The organism is Paraburkholderia sartisoli, from assembly GCF_900107685.1.
GTDB classification, from domain to species: domain Bacteria; phylum Pseudomonadota; class Gammaproteobacteria; order Burkholderiales; family Burkholderiaceae; genus Paraburkholderia; species Paraburkholderia sartisoli.
In genome coordinates this window covers 1,027,353-1,047,505 of sequence record NZ_FNRQ01000001.1, presented here as the reverse complement: position 1 = coordinate 1,047,505, position 20,153 = coordinate 1,027,353, and the positions used below count along the sequence as shown (strand labels likewise).

The window sequence follows — 20,153 nt, the reverse complement described above, 5'->3', positions numbered from 1 at the left end:
AACATTCCGAATACTCGGCCAGGGTATTTACCGATTAATTACAAAATACGGCATATCGCTTCGGACATAATGAATCGTTGTGCTAACATCCGCGACGTCCTGATTCAATTACCGTTTCATCGGAGAGCACAGATGCATTTCAGCGCAGTATCGCCCCGGCGCCTCGTCGTGGGTATCAGCGGCGCGTCGGGTGTCGTGTACGGCGTCCGGCTGCTGCAGTTGCTCAGGCAGCTCGACATCGAGTCGCATCTGGTGATGAGCCGCTCCGCGCAGGTCACGCTCGCGCACGAGTCGCCCTACAGCGTCGCCGACGTGCGCGCACTCGCGACGGTGACCTATCCGAACACCGACATCGGCGCGGCCATTTCGAGCGGTTCGTTTCCTGTCATGGGGATGATCGTCGCGCCGTGCTCGATCCGCTCCCTGTCCGAGATCGCCACCGGCGTGACGAGCGGCCTGCTGTCGCGGGCGGCCGACGTCACGCTCAAGGAGCGGCGCCGGCTCGTGCTGATGGTGCGCGAAACGCCGCTGCATCTCGGCCATCTGCGCAGCATGGCGAGCGTGACAGAGGCCGGCGCGATCGTCTATCCGCCGGTGCCGGCGTTCTATGCGAACCCGGAGACGCTCGACGACATGGTCGACCATACGCTCGGCCGCGTGCTCGACCTGTTCGGGATCGAAACGTCGGTCGTGCATCGCTGGGGCATGTAACGGGCCGCGCGACAGGCCACCCGGCGAACCCGCCAGCACACGACAAAAACCCTTTCCGGCCGGCCGCCGGCATTATCAAAATTCATTAATAAGACGTTCGAATTCTTTTGCTTCTTTAGCGACGGGTGTTGATTTAGAGTGGTTTCGTTTTCAAACGGGATCGCATTAAAAAGATTTATCGATTGATTGATAAATTAACCCGATAAGAGAAGTGTCATTACAAAAAAGGTCGAAACGTCGAATGAAGATCGTCATTGCAGGAGCAGGTATCGGCGGCCTGACGGCTGGAGCCGCGTTGTTGGGAAAGGGCTTCGACGTCACCATCCTTGAACAGGCCAAAGCGCTGGGAGAAATCGGCGCGGGCGTGCAGTTAAGCCCGAACGCGACGCGTGTGCTGTACCGGCTCGGCGTCGGCGAGCGCCTCGAGGGGCTTGCCTGCGAGCCGCCCGGCAAGCGCGTGCGGCTCTGGAACACCGGCCAGACGTGGCCGTTGTTCGACCTTGGCGCGGCGTCGCGCGAGGTGTACGGGTATCCGTATCTGACCGTGCATCGCGCGGACCTGCATCAGGCGCTCGTCGATGCAGTGCGCGCATTCAGCGCGGATGCGATCCGGCTCAACGAAAAGGTCGAGGGCATCGTGCAGAAAGGCGGGAAGGTCGAGGTACAGACCACCTCCGGCGGCGTCTACGAAGCCGACCTGCTGATCGGCGCGGACGGCGTGCATTCGCGCGTGCGGCGTGCCCTCTTCGGTCCCGACGAGCCGGTGTATTCCGGCGTGATGGCGTGGCGCGGCGTGATCGACATCGAGAAGCTGCCGGAGCACATGCGCACGCTGTACGGCACGAACTGGGTCGGCCCCGGCGCACACGTGATTCATTACCCGCTGCGCGGCCACAATCTGGTCAACTTCGTCGGCGCGGTCGAGCGCGACGGCTGGCAGGTCGAATCGTGGTCCGAACGCGGCACGATCGACGAATGTCTCGCCGACTTCAAGGGCTGGCACGAAGACGTGCGCGCGATGATCTCCGCGATCGACGTTCCGTACAAGTGGGCGCTGATGATCCGCGAGCCGATGACGCGCTGGACCTCCGGCCGCGCCACGCTGCTCGGCGACGCGTGTCACCCGACGCTGCCTTTCCTCGCGCAGGGTGCGGGCATGGCGCTCGAAGACGGCTACCTGATCGCGCGCTGTCTCGCCCGGTACGACAACGACCTGCCACGCGCGCTCGGACGGTACGAGGCGCTGCGTCTCGACCGGACCTCACGCATCGTGCGCGGCGCCGCGGCGAACACCACGCGCTTTCACAACCCGGCGCTCGCGCATGCGGAAGGCGCGGCGGAATACGTCGATCGCGAATGGAGCGAAGAGCGCGTCAAGGAACGCTACAACTGGCTGTTCGAATACAACGTGGATACGGTCGAAGTCTGATCGCTTCCACCGCACAAGGAGACACCCCATGTCCGCCCTCCCCCCGATTCTCGGCCTGCATCATTTCGCCTGGCGTTGCCGCAATGCCGAAGAGACGCGTCATTTCTACGAAGACATCCTCGGCCTGCCGCTCGTCCATCTGATCCGCCTCGATCGCGTACCGAGTACCGGCGAATACTGTCCGTACGTTCACCTGTTCTTCGAAATGGCGGATGGCTCGAACATTGCGTTCTTCGATCTCGGCGACAACACCGCCGCCGAACCTTCGCCGAACACACCGCCGTGGGTCAACCACATCGCGCTGCGGCTCGCGACGCCCGACCAGCTCGAAGCGATGAAACAGCGGCTCGTCGAGCACGGTATCGACGTGCTCGGCGTGACCGACCATCACTTCGTGCGCTCGATCTACTTCTTCGATCCGAACGGCTTCCGGCTCGAACTCACCGTGCCCGTCGCCCCGGCCGAAACGCTGGAACGCTATAGAATGCAGGCTCGTCCCGCGCTCGACGCGTGGGCCGAGGAACAAAAAAGAGCCGTACCGGAGACACCCGCCGCATGACCCCCGTCAACGCCACCCACGATCCAGCCCGACATAGCTGGGTCGAATCGGCCAACCGTCCCGATACGGACTTCCCGATCCAGAACCTGCCGTTCGGCGCCTTCGAGCGCAACGGCGAACCGCGCGCCGGCGTGGCGATCGGCGCGCACGTCGTCGACCTGCGCGCGCTGCGCGACAGCGGCCTGCTCGCAGCGGGCAGCGATGCGGCCATCGCGTGCGAGGCCGCTGGCGACGGCACGCTGAACCGCCTGATGGCGATGCCGCCCCGGTATCCCGGCGCGCTGCGCGCCGCGCTGTCCGATCTGCTGAAGAGCGATTCGCCGCAACGCGCGAGCGTGCAGCAACACGTACAGGCGCTGCTGCCGCGCATCGATGAAGTCGCGCTGAGGCTGCCGTGCGAAGTGGGCGACTACACGGACTTCCTCACGTCGCTGCATCACACTGAACGGCACGGCCGCTACAAGGGTCTTGCCGATCCGTTGCCGGCGGCGTTCAAGTCGCTGCCGATCGCCTATCACGGGCGCGCGTCATCGCTGCGCGTGAGCGGCGGCGAAGTGCGGCGTCCGCACGGCCAGTACCGCGACGCGAACGGACAGGTCGTGTTCGGCCCCGCGCCCGCGCTCGACTTCGAACTCGAAGTCGCCGCGTGGATCGGCGAGGGCAATGCGCTTACGCAGCCGATCGCGATCGACGCCGCGCACGCACACATCTTCGGCTACTCGCTGCTGAACGACTGGTCCGCGAAGAGCATTCAGTGGTTCGAGCAGGTGCTCGGGCCATTCCTCGGCAAGAGCTTTCATTCGAGCGTGTCGCCGTGGATCGTCACCGCCGAGGCGCTCGCGCCGTTCCGCAAGGCGCCGGTGCCGCGCGCGAAGGACGATCCGCCGCCGATGCCGCATCTGCACGGCGCGCTCGACCAGCAACAGGGCAGCCTGCATCTCGACCTGTACGCGCATCTGTCGACGAACGGACTGCGCGAAGCCGGCGCGCAGCCGGTGCGGATCACGCACACGCATCTGGACAACCTGTACTGGACCTTCGCGCAGATGGTCGCGCATCACACGAGCAACGGCTGCAACCTGCGCACCGGCGACCTGCTCGGCAGCGGCACGATTTCCGGCGCGGCCGACGAGGCGCGCGCATGCATCACCGAGTTGACGGACGCCGGCAGGCATCCGCTGCGGCTGCCGAACGGCGAGACGCGCACCGCGCTCGAAGACGGCGATGAAATCGTATTGAGTGCGCGCGCAACGAAGCCGGGCGCGGTATCGATCGGCTTCGGCGAATGCCGCGGCCGCATCGCACCGGCGCTCGTGGACCGGCAGGCGGAGATCGCGGCATGACCCAGGCGCTCAACGGCTACGTGAAGGTCGGTAACGGTCCGCGCAAGGTGCTCGCGATGAGCGGCTGGTTCGGCAGTGCCGAAGACTGGCAACCGCTCGTGCCGGCGCTCGACACCGATGCGTTCACCTACGTGTTCTTCGACTACCGCGGCTACGGCCGCTCGCGTGAACGCGACGGCGCGTTCACGTTCGAGGAAGCCGCGCAGGACGTGCTCGCGCTCGTGGACCATCTCGGCTGGGACCGCTTCAGCCTGATCGGCCATTCGATGGGCGGCGTGGCGATCCAGCGCGTACTGCTTGCCGCGCCCGGACGCATCGAGCGGATGGCCGGCGTGTCCGCCGTGCCCGCGTGCGGCTCGCGCATGGACGAAGCCCGCCTTGCCGCGTTTCGCGCGGTGGTGGACGACGCCGCGCGGCGCGCCGCGGTCATCGCGTTCTCGACGGGCAACCGCCTGTCGCCGCGCTGGAGCGCGCATCTCGCGGACGAATCGCAGCGCCTTTCGCGCACGGACGCGTTCGCGGCCTACCTGCCCCACTGGGCGGCGAGCGACTTCTCGAGCGAAGTGCAAGGCAACGCGGTGCCGGTCAAGCTCTTCATCGGCGAACACGATCCGACGCTGACGGCCGACCTGATGACACGCACGTGGCTCGCATGGTATCCGCATGCGGCGCTCGAAACGCTGCGCAACGCGGGCCATTATCCGATGTATGAAGTGCCGGTCGCACTCGCGACCGCACTCGAGGACTGGCTGAAACCGGCCTGACGACTGGCGCAGCCGCAATCGGCCGCACGCACCGGGGTCCGGTGCGCGGCGGCAGGAGACATCATGTACGAAACCACCTATATACGAGCCGCATCGCTCGACGAAGCCGTCGCCTGGCTGCGCGAGCATGAGGAAGCGCGACCGCTGTCCGGCGGCATGACGCTGATCCCGACACTCAAGCAACGGCTCGCCGCCCCTTCGCATCTGGTCGACCTGACCCACATCGAGGCGCTGCGCGGCGTGAGCGTCGCAGGCAACGTGCTGCGCGTCGGCGCGCTGACGAAGCATGCGCAAGTGGCCGCGTCGCCGGTGGTCGCGTCGGCGATCCCGGCACTCGCGCAGCTCGCGGGCCTGATCGCCGACCCGCAGGTCCGCAATCGCGGCACGATGGGCGGCTCGGTCGCGAACAACGATCCGGCGGCCGACTATCCGGCCGCGGTGCTCGCGCTCGACGCGCAGGTCGTCACGTCGCAGCGCCGGATCTGCGCCGACGACTTCTTCGTCGACACGTTCGAAACCGCTCTCGAACCGGGCGAGCTCGTCACGGGATTCGAGTACCCCATTCCGCTGCGCGGCGCGTACGCGAAGTTCCGCCAGGCGGCTTCCGGCTACGCAGTCGTCGGCGTGTTCATCGCGCAGTTCACCGGTGCGGTGCGTGTCGCGGTGACGGGTGCGGGTGCGTCGGTGTTCCGCTGGCTCGACGCGGAAAACGCGCTCGGCGCCGACCTGTCCGAAGCCGCGCTCGCGAATCTGAGGATCGACGCGTCGACGCTGCCGGACGACAGCAACGGATCGGCCGCATACCGCGCCCATCTGATCGAAACCTACACGCGACGCGCATTGCAGGCACTGCTCGCGCAGCCGCTGCGCCAGCCCGCTTAAATTCAGACTCAGGAGATACGAATGGAATTCACCGGATCGCAGACCATCGCCGCCACACGCGAACAGGTATGGAAGGGATTGAACGACGCCGCGGTGCTGCAGGCATGCGTGCCCGGCTGCGAGGAGTTCGTCGCCGGCGGCGACGACGAGTACAAGGCGGTGGTCGTCGCGTCGGTCGGCCCGGTCAAGGCGCGCTTCAAGGGTACGTTGCTGCTGTCGGAGCGCGACGGCCCGAACGGCTACAGGATCGCCGGCCAGGGCGAAGGCGGCATTGCCGGGTTCGGCAAGATGACCGCGACCGTCACGCTCGCGGACGCAGAGGAAGGCGGCACGCTGCTCACGTACGTCGCCGAGGCGCAGGTGGGCGGCAAGCTTGCGCAGATCGGCTCGCGTCTCGTCACGTCGGTTGCGAACAAGCTCGCCGCGGAGTTCTTCAAGCGCTTCAACACGACGATGAGCGCCGCGACCGCCGATGCGGACACCGCTCACTGAGCGTCGCGGCCCAACCGAACGACCCAGCACACGAAGGGAAATCATGACTGAAGTCCAATTGCGAGTGAACGGCGTCGACGTTCGGCACGAAGTGCCCGACGAGACGCTGCTCGTCGAATTCCTGCGCGAAACGCTACGGCTCACGGGCACGCACGTCGGTTGCGACACGAGTCAGTGCGGCGCCTGCACCATCAATCTGGACGGTGTCTCGGTGAAGTCGTGCACGGTCCTCGCCGCGCAGGCGAGCGGCGGCACCGTCACCACCGTCGAGGGCCTGCGCGCCGGCGAAGACGCGCCGCTGCATCCAGTCCAGCATGCGTTCATCCAGTGTCACGGGCTGCAATGCGGGTTCTGCACGCCCGGCATGATCATGTCGGTCGACTTCTATCTGCGCCGGCCGCCGAAGCTCGACGAAGAGAGCATCTGTCACGCGCTCGAGGGCAACATCTGCCGCTGCACGGGCTACGTGAACATCATCGAGGCCGTGCGCCACGCGGCGCACGACATGTATCCGGCGCCAGCTGGCGCCACGATGGAGCGCTCACAGTCATGATCGGCCAACCCATTCCGCGCGTCGAGGACCGGCGCTTCGTGACCGGCAACGGGCAATACACCGACGACCTGCGCGTCGAAGGCCAGGCGCACGCGGCGTTCCTGCGTTCGCAGCACGCGCATGCCGTGCTGCGCTCAGTCGACGTCTCCGCGGCGCGCGAGGCGCCCGGCGTGATCGCGGTGCTCGTCGGCCAGGATTATCTGGACGACGGCTATCAGGGCGTCGATCACGTGCCGAACCCGGTCGATGCTGTCGATGCGACGAAGAAGGCGTTCCTTGCGTCGCTGACCGGCCAGATCTTCAACCAGCCGCACATTCCGCTGCCCGTCGACCGGGTCCGCTACGTCGGCGAGCCGATCGCGATGGTGATCGCGGAAACGCCGCTCGCCGCGCGCAACGCGACGGAAATGATCGACGTCGACTACGACGTGCTCGACGCGGTCGTCAACGCAGCCGACGCGATGCGGGACGGCGCGCCGCAACTGTGGGACGGCGCCGGTGGCAACCTGTGCTTCCAGACGCAGATCGGCGATCGCGACGAAGCGCGCCGGATCATCGCCGCTGCGCCGCTCGTCGTGCAGCGCGAGTTCCACCACAGCCGCGTCGTCAATTGCCAGATGGAGCCGCGCAGCGCGATCGGCGCGTACGACGGCGAAACCGGCGTCTACACGCTGATCTCCGGCAGCCAGGGCGCGGTGCGGCAGAAGCTGTGCCTCGCCGGCGCGCTGAAGGTGCCGCCGTCGCGGGTCCGCGTGGTGTGCCCCGACACCGGCGGCGGCTTCGGCCCGCGCTCGTTCATCTACGTCGAGCAGCTGGCCGTCGTGTGGGCCGCGCGCCGCGTGGGATGCCCCGTCAAATGGACGAGCGACCGCAGCGAGGCGTTCCTGTCCGACTACCAGGGCCGCGACGCGATCGTCCGCGCCACCTTCGGGTTCTCGAAGGACGGCCGTATTCTCGCGATCGACAACGAATGGATCGGCAACGTCGGCGCGCATACGGTGTCGTACGTGCCGATGTCGAACGGCACGCGGATCATGACGACCGTGTACGACGTGCCCGTGGCGGCGGTACACATCAGCGCGGTGCTGACGAACACCGTGCCGACCGCGCCGTATCGCGGCGCGGGCCGCCCCGAGGCGACGCACGTGATCGAGCGGATGCTCGACCTCGCGGCGGCCGGACTCGGTCTCGACCGCGCGGAGATTCGCCGCCGCAACCTCGTCGCGCACGAGAAACTGCCGTACCGCAGCCCGATGGGCCTCACGTACGACAGCGGCGAATTCGCGCGCAACATGGAGCGCGCACTGGAACTTGCCGGCTGGAATCGCTTCGAGGAGCGCCGCACGGCAGCGCGCGCGAGCGGCAAGCTGCGCGGCATCGGTCTCGCGAACTACATCGAGTCGCCGGTCGGCGCGCCGCGCGAGCGCATCGAGCTGACGGTGCTGCCGGAAGGCCGCATCGATATCGTCTCCGGCACCCAGTCGACGGGCCAGGGCCATGAAACGACCTTCGCCCAGGTCATCGCGCAGCATCTGGGCGTGTCGATGCCGGCGATCACGCTGCGCACCGGCGACACTGCGTTCGTGAGCGTCGGCGGCGGCAGCCATTCGGACCGCTCGATGCGGCTCGGCGGCATGCTGCTCGTCGACGCTGCCGCGCAGATCGTCACGACCGGCAAGCGCGTCGCCGCCGGACTGTTCAGCGTGTCTGCCGGGAGCGTGAAGTTCGAGGACGGCGTTTTCATCGATCCGTCGTCCGCGCGCCGCGTCGGGCTGTTCGACGTCGCCGCGCGCATCGCGAGCGACGGCATGCCCGGCGATCCGTCGAAACGCAAGCTGTACGCGGAGGCCGAGGTCAACACGCGGGTGCCGGCGCACCCCACCGGTTCGGCGATCTGCGAACTGGAAGTGGACCCGGATACCGGCGTCGTGAAGCTGGTCAACTACACGTCGGTCGACGACGTCGGCCAGCCGATCAACCCGCTGATCGTCGAAGGCCAGGTGCATGGCGGCCTCGCGCAGGGCATCGGCCAGGCACTATCCGAGACCTGCTACCTCGACCGCGACACCGGCCAGGTGCTAACCGGCTCGTACATGGACTACGGAATGCCGCGCGCGGGCGCGATTCCGCCACTGCGCGTCGAGCTCACCGAAGACCCGACGCACGGCAATCCGCTGCGCGTGAAGGGCGGCGGCGAGAGCGGCATCACCCCCGCCACCGCGACGATCTTCAATGCGCTCGCCGACGCGCTGAAAGAATTCGGCACCGAAGAACTGGCGATGCCGGCCACACCGAAGGTCGTGTGGGAATACATCCACTGCCGCGCCGCCTGAACGCCCCTGTCACAATGCCTGCATGACGAAGGAGACACGCATGCCTACCCCATTCGTTGCAATCAACCGTAACGGCCCCCTCGTGGAGATCGTGCTCGACCGTCCGGAGAACGGCAACCTGATCAACGCGGAAATGAGCGACGCGATCATCGCGGCAGTCTCGTCGCTCGACGACGAGGTGAAACTCGTGCGTATCGGCAGCAGCGGCCCCGACTTCTGCAAGGGCCGCCAGTCGCCGATGCCGCCGGCGGACGCGAAGCCCTCCGCGGAAACGCTGCGCCGCGTGGTCGCCGCGCCGCCGCTCGCGCTCTACGACGCGCTCAAGGCGGTGCGCGTGCCGGTGGTGTCGGTGGTGCGCGGCGCGGCGCTCGGCGTCGGCTGCGCGTTGGCCGGCGTGTGCGACGTCGCGCTTGCGGCCGACGATGCGGTGTTCCAGATTCCAGAAATGGAACGCGACATCCCGCCGACGCTCGTCATGTCCGCGCTGATCGGTCGCGTGCCGGTGAAGACGGTCGCGCACATGGTCCTGAGCCGCCAGCGGCTGTCCGCCGCCGAGGCGCTGCAGGCCGGGCTCGTGAGCCGCATCGTGCCGGCGGCGAGCCTTGACGCCGAGGCGAACGCGCTCACGCAGACGCTGCTCGGCTGCAGCGCGGTGACGCTGCGCGCGGTCAAGCAGTTCCTGCATCTCGCACCGGAGATGTCCGCCACCGGCGCGAGTGGCTTCGCCGCGCATCTGGCGGCCACCGCGCTGTCGGCCCGCTTCTGATTGCCCGCTTCTGATCACGCGAGGCAGCGATGCGCATCGCGCAGGCTGCCGCCGCCCCCGAAACGACGATCCATCGACTACAACATTGCGCACACATCCTGCGCGAGGAGCCCAGATTGAGACCCAGGACAGCGATCCCCTCCACCGCGGAAGGCACACCCGCCCCCGACCTCGAACAGTTCCGCCTGCGGCGTTTTCTCGAATCGCTCGACGACACCGAACTCGAACGCCATGAAGCGCCGGTCGATCTCGCTGACATTGCCGCGATCATGGAAGGCAACCCGCGCGCGGTCTGGTTCGAACGGCCGTCCGGCGGCACGACGTCGCTCGCCGGCAGCGTCACCGCGAGCCGCACGCGGCTGGCCAAGGCCTTCGACACGACGCCGCAGCGCCTGCTCGAAACGGTACGCGAGCGGCTGCGCGTGAAGGGCAAGCTCGTCGAGGTGAGCCGCGACGAAGCGCCGGTCCAGCAGGTCGTGCTGACCGGCGACGACTGCGACTTCACCGCACTGCCCGTGCATCTGCAACACGAGCTGGACGGCGCGCCGTACGTCTCCGCGTCGATCGACTTCGCGGTCGATCCGGAGACCGGCTGGACCAACGTCGGCATCCGCCGGCTGATGCTGCGCGGTCGCCGCACGGCCAGCATCGACCTCGTCGCCCCGTCCGACCTGCGCGCGATCGCCATCGCGCACGCGAAACGCGGCGAGCGCACGCCGATCGCGTTCGCGGTGGGCACACACCCGATCGACCACGTCGGCGCGACGATGCGCATTCCGGCCGACGAGCTGGAACTCGTCGCCGCGCTGCGCGGCACGCCGATGGGCGTCGTCAAATGCGTGACGAACGACCTGCTCGTCCCCGCCGACGCCGAATTCATTCTCGAAGGCTATCTGGACGAGCGCGGCCACGCCGAACCGGAAGGCCCGTATGGCGAATTCCTCGGCTACTACGGCGGCGTGAAGACGAATCCGGTGTTTCATCTGACCGCGATCACACACCGGCGTGACGCGGTGTTCCAGACCTGCACGATCGGCGGCCGCTCGATGGCGTGCACCGATACCGCGCAACTCGCCGCGCTGCGCACCGAGGTCACCGTATGGCGCGCGCTCGAAACGGCGGTGCGCGAAGTCAAGGCCGTCTACGCGAACCCGGCGACGGGCGGCATGTTCAACGTGCGCATCGCGATGCAGCAGCGAGTGCCAGGCGAGGCGCGCAACGCGATCGCGGCGGTGTTCGCGTCGCTCGCGAACGTGAAGCACGTGTTCGTCGTCGATCCCGACATCGACGTGTTCTCCGACGAGCAGATGGACTGGGCGCTCGCGACGCGCTTCCAGGCCGACCGCGATCTCGTGCTCCAGGACAGCATGCGCGCGATGCCGCTCGACCCGTCGCTGCTCGGCGCGACGAAAACCGCGAAAGCCGGCTTCGACCTCACGCTGCCGCTGCTCGCGCCAGGCGCGCAACGCGATCTCGAACACCGCGTGCCGACCCCGCCTGCCTGGCAAGGCGCGCGCTTCGATTCACTCGAAGCAGCGCTCGAACACGGTCCGAAGCGCTTCGCCGAGCTGATGGTCGCGACCGGCACACGCGATGGCCGCGAGGTGGTGCGCTGGCTCGAGGACACCGCGCAAAAACGCGCGCTCGCGCGCGACGCCGAGGGGCGCTACGCGTTTGCCTGACGTGCCGGCCGTTGCCGCACGGGCGTCCCGACGTGCGGCAGCCGCTGCGGCGGACGGGATAGAATCGGGCTTGCCCAAGCCCGATACACGAAGGATCTGTTGTCGATGAATCTGTCCCTTAAACAACTCAAGGTATTCCTTGGGGTCGCGAACACGTCGAGCTTCACGAAGACCGCGCAGAGCATGCATCTGAGCCAGGCGGCGCTCAGTGCGATCATCCGCGAGCTGGAGACGCAGTTGCGGTGCCGGCTGCTCGAACGCACGACACGCACCGTGTCGCTGACCGAGGCGGGCCGCGTGTTCTATCCGACCGCGATGAAGATCGTCGAGACGCTCGAAAAATCGGTGACCGAACTGAATGAGCTGGGGCGCCAGAAACAGTCGTCGTTGCTGCTGGGCTGCACACCGATGATCGCGGCGAGCCTGATGCCGCCGGTGCTCGCACGCTTCTCGCAGATCTATCCGAACTCACAGATCGAGCTGGTCGACCGGCCGCCGGGCGAACTCGTACACATGGTCGAGGAAGGGCATCTCGACGCGGCATTCGGCGTGTTCTTCTCGCAGATCTCCGGCATCGACCGCGTGCCGATCTTTCCGACGCGGTTCGTTGCGGTATCGGCAGACAACAACGCGTTGCTCGGGGCGTCCGCGGCGCGCGGCGGGGCCATCCGCTGGACCGCGCTCGAAGGCCTGCCGATGATCGCACTGCCGAAGGACAATCCGTTGCAGCGGCTCATCGAAGCGACGCTCTCGAAAGAGGAAGTGAACGTGAGCCGGCGCATCGTCGTCGGTCATCTTCAGACCGCGATCGCGATGGCGCAGGAAGGGCTTGGCATCGCGATCATGCCGTCGTTCTGCAAGCACATCTGCCGGCATTACCGTGTGAGGATCGACGCGATCCGGCCCGAGGTCGCGCTATCGTTCTACCGGATCACGCGAGTCGGCCGCGACGCACTCGCGGTACTCGACCAGTTCACCGACATGTTCACGGAGGCCGCGCAGGAACCCGTGGCCGCCATCGCCGACGACGAACTGGACTGAGTCTGGGTCACTAGCGACGCATGCGCGAAGGCCAGCGTCATGCGGCGCACAACGCGTTGACCGACGCATCGATTTCACGCACCGCCTTCGCCCCTTCGACCCGGAACGCCGCCGGCAACACCACGCCGTTCTTCGTCGCGGTCACTTCGGAGAGGATCGAGATGGCGATTTCGGGCGGTGTACGACTGCCGATGTAGATGCCAGCCGGCCCGTGCAACCGCGCGAGTTCGGCTTCGGTCAAATCAAACTCCTTCAGCCGTTCGCGCCGCGCCGCGTTGTTGCGTCGCGAGCCGAGCGCACCGACGTAGAACGCAGGGGTCTTCAACGCTTCCATCAGCGCGAGATCGTCGAGCTTCGGGTCGTGCGTGAGCGCGATCACCGCGCTGCGCTCGTCGAGCTTCATGCCGAGCACCGTGTCGTCGGGCATCGTGCGAACGAGCGTCGTACCGGGTACGTCCCACGTATCGGCGTATTCCTCGCGCGGGTCGCACACCGTCACCTGATAGTCGAGCCCCACCGCAATCGACGCCAGAAAGCGCGACAGTTGCCCCGAGCCGATCACGAGCATCCGGTAACGCGGGCCGTGTATCGTGACGAACCGTTCGCCGTCGAACGCGACGCCATCGGTTGCCTGCGCGGCGGATAGCGTCGTCTTGCCGGTCGCCATGTCGAGTGTGCGCGCAACCAGTTCACCGGCTTCGACGCGACGGCATAGCGCGGCGACGCCGCGCGCATCGGACAGCGGTTCGAGCACCAGTTCGATCGTGCCGCCGCACGGCAGGCCGAAGCGATGCGCGTCGTCCGCGCTGATGCCGTATTTGAGTGCCTGCGGCCGGTCCGGTCTCACCGCGTGGCGGCGCACGCGGTCGATCAGATCGTCCTCGATACAACCGCCCGATACCGAGCCCGTCACGAGGCCGTCGTCGCGAACGACGAGCATCGATCCCTCGGGGCGCGGCGACGAGCCCCACGTCTTCACGACCGTCACGAGCCACGCGCGATGGCCCGCGCCGAGCCAGCGTACGCTGGCCTTGAGGACTTCGAGATTCACGCTGTCCATGATCGTCTCCGACCCCATGCAAATTGTTGCGGTCCGCGCGGGCAACGCAAGTACACATCGCATCGGCCGACATCGCCGGGAAACGACACAAGGCAAACGACAGCAACAGGCGCGAGCGCGCGGAATGAATACCGGACGGCACGCGTCCGGGTTTGTCGTCGAGTGTAGAGAAACCGCGTTGCGCGGGGAATCAGCGATTTTCGATCAATTCATCGGAGTGGCCGATCAATGCGGCAGGCGCCCCTCGACGCGGCGCACCGTTCGACAGCGCGCCGGCCCGTCGCGAACGCACATCATGCGTTGTCGAGTCCGGCAAGCACGGCCTGCGTGTGTTCGCCCAGTCGCGGCACATGAAGATCCGGCTCGCCAGGTTCGCGCGCGAAACGGATCGGCGTGTTCAGGTGACGAAGCCCGGCCGCATCGGTCATCACCATAAATAAGGCTAAATTTTTCCTGTTTTCTTCCGTTATGCCTACAGGATGACCTCGAATGGGGTCATCGTATATTTTTCGCACTTCCGTCAGGATGGCGCTGCGGTTGCCGGCAGCCCGTACTGCATCGCTACGTATTGCGTGTCGTCGTCAACTGCGTCGCGCCCGCTTGCGTTTCGACTTCTAGACAAAAGCTCGCGCCGTTCGGCGCGGACAGCATTGAGACCATCCAGTGAACTACACACGAAGCATCGAAATTTCTCTGATTGCGGCATTGATTGCTACGAGCCTGGCGGCAACCACGGTGCATGCCACTGAGCCGACGGCGGACGCCGCGTCGGAGGCGGAACTCAACATGACCAACACCGCCTCGCCCCCACCTGTTGATCTGCCTCGAGGCCTCGGTGACTTCTGCTTTTTCGCAAACCTCCCGCCCGCTGGCCAGAAGTACAGGGTCATCAAGCGTGTGAGTATCGGCAAGAATTCGTACGGCAGTGTCACCGCCATCCTGCCCAGGATGGCCGAATACGCGCAGATGCGCGGGGCGGATGCGATTATCGAGTACACAGGATCGCAGCGCTTCGGCTTCTGGCCGTGGCGCGTGGTCAGGCCGGTGGTGCGCGGCACCGCTGTGCAGTGGACTGAACCGAAGGCGGTGGATTGCGAATCCATCGGAGGCACGAAGTTGAGCACGATCCTGTCCTCGGGTCAGCCTCCCGCAAAGTAGCGCAGAAGGTTGCGTCCGCAGGAGAGGACTGCGACCCGTCGCTCACTTGTGATGCTCTGGGATAAAAAATCCATGCGAGAAAAAGGAACTGACGGTACGACACCTTGAGTCCTTCATATTGCCGGGTCAGGACAAGAGGATTCGAACCTCCTGTCACCTGCCCTCACATGCATTTATTTTTTTGGATGCTCCCGGAGAGCACGGATCAATCGTCATTTAGCGAAGCGCAACGTCGACAGTCAGGCGTTGCGTTGCAAGCAACGCCCTGCCCGGATTCGCGCGAACATCCTCATTGCTGCAAAGGCCGGTCCCAATACGGCGGATCGCCAATATGCGCGCGAATGTGCTCCAGGAACAGACGCGCCCTCGTCACGTGCGAGCGGCCAGGCAGGCGAACCGCGTAGATCGCGGGGGCGTTCTTGACGGCGTTGCCGTCGTCGGACGAAAACAGCGGCACGAGCTGACCTTCGTGCAACCGGTCGCCGACCAGCCAGCTCGCCAGATGCACCACGCCAAAACCCGCGACAGCAGCGTCGAGCAGGGTCTCCGTGTCGTCGCACTGAAGACGTCCGCCGACCGGCAATGGCGCGCCGCGATTCAGACCGGGGAACGTCCACCATCCGGGCGGCGTCGGTTTTGACGACACCGTCAGACATTCGTGATCGACCAGTTCCTTGAGCGTGCCCGGTCGCCCGGCTTTCTCCAGATAGGCCGGCGCGGCGCAGACCAGCCGGCGTAGCGGCGCGAGCCGGGTCGCCACGAGATCGCCATCCACCAGACGTCCGATCCGTATCGCCAGATCGACACGCTCGACAGAAAGATCAATCACCTTGTCGCTCAGCTGAAGATCAACCTTCATGTGCGGATATGTCATCAGGAACGAGCGCACGGCGGGTGCGACGTGCCGCCGTCCGAAAGCCGACGGCGCGGCGATGGTCAGCACGCCGCGCGGCTCGGTATCGCTGCTCGACAGGAAATCGCGCGCTTCCGTCAACTCCAGCAACACGTTGCGCGCGGTGCCGAGGAAGTGCTGCCCCGCGTCGGTCAACACCAGCCTTCTCGTTCCGCGCCGGAAAAGCGGACGGCCCAGTTCGGCTTCGAGACCGTCGATCCTGCGCGTCACCGACGACACCGCGACGTCAAGCTCGCGCGCAGCCGTAGAAAAGTTGCCCGCTTCGACAACGGCGACAAACACCTCCAGGTCTTTCAGCATCCCGCCCCTCCACTTTTGCTTTTATTGCAATCCGACTTTGCATGTTAGCCGATTGTTTAGCGATTCACGCAAAAGCACAATCACACCATCGAATCGACGGCATGGTGCCGGGGAAAAGGAAACGATGATGAAAACTCGCAACAGGCATTTCAACGCACGGAAGCTGTGGACCGGCGCGGCGCTGGCGGCAACCTTGCTGGCGTCGAACCTGGCCATCGCCGCCGACATCACGTTCACCGCCAACCAGGCCTATCCGGAAAGCGTCACGTGGTCCGCCCGGCAACACGTCTTCATGGTGGGCTCGGTGCGGCACGGCACGGTTGGCAAGGTCACGCCGGACGGCCGCTACACGGTCTTCATCAAGGACAGCCGTCTCGTGTCCACGCTCGGTCTGCTGGTCGACGACCGGCGCAACGTGCTGTGGGTCACCAACGCCGACCCGGGCGCCGGCGAACGCACCAGCGAGGCCACGCGCGGCAAGCTGGCGGCCGTGGCGACCTACGACGCCACCACCGGCGCGCCGCGTGCGTATTACGACCTGTCGAGTCTCGATCCGGGTGCGCATCTGGCCAACGACCTGGTCCTCGACGCCCGCGGCAACGCGTACGTGACCGACAGTTTCGCGCCGGTCATCTATCGCATCGACACAAAGGGACACGCGTCGGTCTTCGCGCGCGACGCGCGCTTCAAGACCGGCGAAGGCTTCAACCTGAACGGCATCGCAATACACCGCGACGGTTACCTGCTGACGGGCAATTACAACTCAGGCGAGTTGTTCCGTGTCGACATCAACGACCCGTCGAAAATCGAACAGGTGAAGTTGCCGGAGCCGCTGAAAGGCGCGGACGGATTCAACCTGATCGACGGCAACCATCTGGTGGTCGTGCAAAACGCAGGGGTGGACCGCACCGTCGAACTGGTTTCCACCGATGGCTGGCAAACCGCCACGATCGTCCGCACGCAAAAGAGCGAACAGTCGATGCCCACCGCCGCCGTGAAAAAGAATGGCCAGGTGTACGTGCTGAACTCGCGGATAGACACGCTGTTCAAGCCGGATGCACCCAAGGTCAGCGAATACATCCTGCAGCAGTTCTAGACACGCACTTTCTCAGGCGTCTGGCAAAGTCCGCTGCTCCGCGGCCTTTGCCAATGCATGCCCTTGATCTGCTCAATTCAAACTGAAGGAATCCACATGTTGACTCTCTACTTCCACCCGACGCCGAACGGCACGAAAGTCGCACTGATGCTGGAAGAACTGCAGTTGCCGTACACCGTGCAGCCCATCGACATCTTCAAGGGAGAGCAGCACACGCCTGAATTCCTGAAGATCAATCCGAATGGAAAGGTCCCGGCGCTCGATGACGATGGCATCACGCTCTTCGATTCTCACGCGATCCTTCTGCATCTGGCGGAGAAACATGGCCGGCTGATGCCGTCCGCACCCGTCGAGCGCGCGGCTGCACTGTCATGGCTTCAACTCGTTGCGACCGGCCTGTCGCCGTTCTCCGGTCAAGCGGTGCATTTCCTGCACTATGCGCCGGAGCCGGTTCCGTATGCCCGCAACCGGTATCTCAAGGAAGTGGAACGGCATTACCGCGTGCTCGATCAACGGCTCGCTCACACGCCTTATCTTGCCGGCAGCGATTATTCGATTGCCGATATCGCGCTATGGGGCTGGGCAAATTCAGCGGCCTATATCTTCGGCGAACAGGGGCTTTCTGGTTATCGACATGTGAAACGTCTCGTCGATGAAATTTCGGCGCGCCCCGCCGCCGCACGCGTCAATGCGTTGAAGAGCAGCTTGACGCTCAAGACCGAAATGGACGATGACGCCCGGCGCGCGATGTTTCCGCAAAATCAATAGCGTCTGATGTTCGTGACGGGACAGAAGATGAACAGGTCATCGCGAACTATCGCGAGGTGCGCGAAGAAATAGAAATCGTTGGGATCCTGCATCGGGATGCATCCAGCGTTCCATTAATGAGACTCAGTGGACACCCCACGACGTCTACCGGACAGAGCGCCACGCGTCTATCGTGTTGACACGCGAACGAGGTCAATACGACCTGAACCGGGCAGGTGGTGTCAGTGCAACCGCGCCCGGCCGGCGTTTTCATATCGCGCCCGCCTGCTGCGCGGCGCTGTCACGCTGGGCCAGGTGGCTGCGTCGACCGGGTTCGCCTGAGTCCAGGATGTTCCGGGAACACCTGGCTGACTAACTGAACAGGAGTCGTCTCATGAGTGCACCCGCCAACTTCAATGGCCAACGTCCTGTCATCGATCCCAACGATGCAGCCATGCTGCTGATCGATCACCAGAGCGGCCTGTTCCAGACCGTGAGGGATATGAACGTCCCGGAACTGCGCGCCAACGTCACGACGCTCGCCAAAGTGGCGACGCTCGCGAAGATGCCGGTCATCACGACCGCGTCGGTGCCGCAAGGGCCGAACGGGCCGCTGATTGACGAAATTCATCGATACGCGGCGCACGCGAAATACGTGGCGCGCAAGGGCCAGATCAACGCGTGGGACAACCCCGATTTCGTGGCAGCCGTCGAGGCAACGGGCCGCAAGACGCTGATCATCGCCGGTACGATCACCAGTGTGTGTCTTGCATTCCCGAGCATCAGCGCGGTCCATGCGGGCTACAAGGTGTTCGCGGTGATCGACGCATCGGGTACGTACTCGAAAATGGCCCAGGAGATCACCCTGGCACGTATCGTCCAGGCCGGGGTCGTGCCGATGGACACCGCCGCGGTCTGTTCCGAGATCCAGCAAACGTGGCATCGCGAAGACGCGCTTCAGTTCGCCGAAGCGTACAGCGCGGTCTTCCCGGCCTACCAGCTACTGATCGAGAGCTATCAGAAAGCGCAGGACGTGCTGAAGAACAACGAACAACTGGATTCGGAACGCGCGTAAGGCGCCCCTATGGCGAGGCAGCGGTCAGCGTACACCGGCTCCTGAACAGGGGAGGAACCCGGCTACGCTGCGCGCCGCAGCGCGCGCATTTTCACGATCCACGCGTTGCGTCCGTACAGAGTCATTGCGTTCCGCAATGCGGACACGATGTTCGTCAAAACGCACTCACGTTCTGTGCGACAGTTCACCTATGCTACGAAAGCTGATCGAGTACTTCTGTCCCGAAACAGGCATCGACGGGGCCCGCCGTCTGGCACAACCCGACTGCGCCTGTTGAAAGACCACACTCACCTCTTAACCGGAGAAATAGCCATGGCTAGCGAACCCATTCGCGATCCCGCAAGCGATCATCTGTTGACCCCGCAAAACGCCGCCTTCATCGTCATCGACTACCAGCCTGTCCAGGTCAATTCGATCGCATCGATGGACCGCCAGCTGCTGGTCAACAACATCGTCGGCACGTCGAAAGCGGCGGTTGCCTACAAGCTGCCGATCATCCACTCGACGGTGAACGTGAAGACCGGCCTGAACAAGCCGCCCATCCCGCAATTGCGCGCGGTGCTGGGCGACTATCCGACATACGACCGGACCTCGATCAACTCCTGGGAGGACGTCGAGTTCCGCGCGGCGGTAAAAGCAACCGGCCGCAAGAAGCTGATCATGACCGCGCTGTGGACGGAAGCGTGCCTCACGTTTCCCGCGCTGGATGCACTCAAGGAAGGCTACGAGGTGTATGTGGTGGCTGACGCCGTCGGCGGGACGTCCGTCGCCGCGCACGATGCGGCGCTGCGCCGTATCGAGCAGGCAGGCGGCAAGATGATCAGCGTTACCCAGCTGTTCTGCGAATTGCAGCGCGACTGGTCGCGCAGTGAAACTGTTCCGGCATTCATTGACCTGTTCGTTGAAACAGGCGGCACTGCGGGGATCCAGTTCTCGTACGACCGTAGCTAAGCGGGACCCGGCGCGAGCGCCCATGGCGCCCGCGCCACGCCCGACGGACGTAGCGGGTGCGTCGAGCGCATCCTGTGAGCCGGCTCGACCCTCGATCGCCGGTTGCGACGTTGCCAGCCACGCCGCAACGATGACAATCAGGCAACCGGTACTTCGTATCCGGCTCGCAAGGAAGTCATCGAGCAGGCAAAGCAACGTTGGGAGGTCAGCGAATGTCCTCCCGTCCCCGGCGAAACCGGCCGGATTCCATTGCCGCCGCATCCCGCTTCGGCAGCGGATCACCCATGAGGACGACACC

General features: G+C 65.2%; 20 protein-coding genes. 17 read left to right on the top strand and 3 right to left on the bottom strand.

All coding sequences use genetic code 11. The features are described from left to right. The first annotated feature begins 132 nt into the window (after window positions 1-132). The 12 genes from BLV45_RS04800 (at window position 133) to BLV45_RS04745 (ending at window position 12,555) form a co-directional block, all read left to right on the top strand. Window positions 133-711, top strand: a complete 579-nt coding sequence (locus tag BLV45_RS04800; protein WP_090529638.1) for a UbiX family flavin prenyltransferase — start codon at window positions 133-135, stop codon at window positions 709-711. A 241-nt stretch (window positions 712-952) separates the two neighbouring features. Continuing rightward, window positions 953-2,140 (top strand): FAD-dependent monooxygenase, encoded by a 1,188-nt coding sequence (locus tag BLV45_RS04795; RefSeq protein ID WP_090529635.1) that lies wholly within the window; start codon window positions 953-955, stop codon window positions 2,138-2,140. 28 nt (window positions 2,141-2,168) lie between these two features. Further along, on the top strand, window positions 2,169-2,699 hold the full coding sequence (locus BLV45_RS04790) for a VOC family protein (protein WP_090529631.1): 531 nt from the start codon (window positions 2,169-2,171) through the stop codon (window positions 2,697-2,699). Further along, complete coding sequence (fahA, locus tag BLV45_RS04785) at window positions 2,696-4,042, top strand: fumarylacetoacetase (protein WP_090529628.1); 1,347 nt, start codon at window positions 2,696-2,698, stop codon at window positions 4,040-4,042. The genes BLV45_RS04790 and fahA overlap by 4 nt, the downstream gene beginning before the upstream one ends. Beyond that, window positions 4,039-4,806 carry an alpha/beta fold hydrolase gene (locus tag BLV45_RS04780; protein ID WP_090529625.1) on the top strand — a complete coding sequence of 256 codons (768 nt, stop codon included), beginning with the start codon at window positions 4,039-4,041 and terminating at the stop codon, window positions 4,804-4,806. The genes fahA and BLV45_RS04780 overlap by 4 nt, the downstream gene beginning before the upstream one ends. A 63-nt stretch (window positions 4,807-4,869) precedes the next feature. Beyond that, window positions 4,870-5,688, top strand: a complete 819-nt coding sequence (locus BLV45_RS04775) for an FAD binding domain-containing protein (protein ID WP_090529621.1) — start codon at window positions 4,870-4,872, stop codon at window positions 5,686-5,688. 21 nt (window positions 5,689-5,709) lie between these two features. Continuing rightward, window positions 5,710-6,180 carry an SRPBCC family protein gene (locus tag BLV45_RS04770; protein ID WP_090529618.1) on the top strand — a complete coding sequence of 157 codons (471 nt, stop codon included), beginning with the start codon at window positions 5,710-5,712 and terminating at the stop codon, window positions 6,178-6,180. Between the two features lie 43 nt (window positions 6,181-6,223). After that, window positions 6,224-6,733, top strand: coding sequence for a (2Fe-2S)-binding protein (locus BLV45_RS04765; RefSeq protein WP_090529615.1), 510 nt, complete (start codon window positions 6,224-6,226; stop codon window positions 6,731-6,733). Continuing rightward, the gene (locus tag BLV45_RS04760) at window positions 6,730-9,066 is read left to right on the top strand and encodes a xanthine dehydrogenase family protein molybdopterin-binding subunit (RefSeq protein WP_090529612.1); all 2,337 of its coding nucleotides are present in this window, start codon (window positions 6,730-6,732) and stop codon (window positions 9,064-9,066) included. The genes BLV45_RS04765 and BLV45_RS04760 overlap by 4 nt, the downstream gene beginning before the upstream one ends. Window positions 9,067-9,106: 40 nt before the next feature. Beyond that, a complete protein-coding gene (locus tag BLV45_RS04755) occupies window positions 9,107-9,832 on the top strand; it encodes an enoyl-CoA hydratase/isomerase family protein (protein ID WP_090529609.1) in 726 nt (241 codons plus the stop codon). Window positions 9,833-9,948: 116 nt separating this feature from the next. After that, complete coding sequence (locus BLV45_RS04750; protein ID WP_090529606.1) at window positions 9,949-11,514, top strand: UbiD family decarboxylase; 1,566 nt, start codon at window positions 9,949-9,951, stop codon at window positions 11,512-11,514. 105 nt (window positions 11,515-11,619) lie between these two features. Next, the gene (locus tag BLV45_RS04745) at window positions 11,620-12,555 is read left to right on the top strand and encodes a LysR family transcriptional regulator (protein ID WP_090529603.1); all 936 of its coding nucleotides are present in this window, start codon (window positions 11,620-11,622) and stop codon (window positions 12,553-12,555) included. A gap of 37 nt (window positions 12,556-12,592) precedes the next feature. Here BLV45_RS04745 and BLV45_RS04740 read toward each other — a convergent pair whose 3' ends face one another. Continuing rightward, on the bottom strand, window positions 12,593-13,615 hold the full coding sequence (locus tag BLV45_RS04740; protein WP_090531124.1) for an XdhC family protein: 1,023 nt from the start codon (window positions 13,613-13,615) through the stop codon (window positions 12,593-12,595). 293 nt (window positions 13,616-13,908) lie between these two features. Further along, the gene (locus BLV45_RS27410; protein WP_176954065.1) at window positions 13,909-14,049 is read right to left on the bottom strand and encodes a hypothetical protein; all 141 of its coding nucleotides are present in this window, start codon (window positions 14,047-14,049) and stop codon (window positions 13,909-13,911) included. Between the two features lie 229 nt (window positions 14,050-14,278). Between BLV45_RS27410 and BLV45_RS04735 the strand changes: the two genes are divergently transcribed. Continuing rightward, window positions 14,279-14,773 (top strand): hypothetical protein, encoded by a 495-nt coding sequence (locus tag BLV45_RS04735; protein ID WP_090529600.1) that lies wholly within the window; start codon window positions 14,279-14,281, stop codon window positions 14,771-14,773. A 289-nt stretch (window positions 14,774-15,062) separates the two neighbouring features. On the opposite strand, the gene BLV45_RS04730 is transcribed toward BLV45_RS04735, so the two are convergent. Beyond that, window positions 15,063-15,986, bottom strand: a complete 924-nt coding sequence (locus tag BLV45_RS04730; RefSeq protein WP_090529597.1) for a LysR family transcriptional regulator — start codon at window positions 15,984-15,986, stop codon at window positions 15,063-15,065. A 127-nt stretch (window positions 15,987-16,113) separates the two neighbouring features. On the opposite strand from BLV45_RS04730, the gene BLV45_RS04725 reads away from it, so the two are divergent. The 4 genes from BLV45_RS04725 to BLV45_RS04710 all read left to right on the top strand — a co-directional run bounded on the left by BLV45_RS04725 (window position 16,114) and on the right by BLV45_RS04710 (window position 19,855). Then, entirely contained in the window at window positions 16,114-17,082 is a 969-nt protein-coding gene (locus BLV45_RS04725; protein WP_090529594.1) for a hypothetical protein, read from the top strand. A 96-nt stretch (window positions 17,083-17,178) separates the two neighbouring features. Continuing rightward, complete coding sequence (locus BLV45_RS04720) at window positions 17,179-17,850, top strand: glutathione S-transferase family protein (protein WP_218133527.1); 672 nt, start codon at window positions 17,179-17,181, stop codon at window positions 17,848-17,850. A 373-nt stretch (window positions 17,851-18,223) separates the two neighbouring features. Then, the gene (locus BLV45_RS04715) at window positions 18,224-18,904 is read left to right on the top strand and encodes an isochorismatase family protein (RefSeq protein ID WP_090529591.1); all 681 of its coding nucleotides are present in this window, start codon (window positions 18,224-18,226) and stop codon (window positions 18,902-18,904) included. Window positions 18,905-19,216: 312 nt separating this feature from the next. Further along, the gene (locus tag BLV45_RS04710) at window positions 19,217-19,855 is read left to right on the top strand and encodes a hydrolase (RefSeq protein WP_090529588.1); all 639 of its coding nucleotides are present in this window, start codon (window positions 19,217-19,219) and stop codon (window positions 19,853-19,855) included. Window positions 19,856-20,153 lie beyond the last annotated feature (298 nt).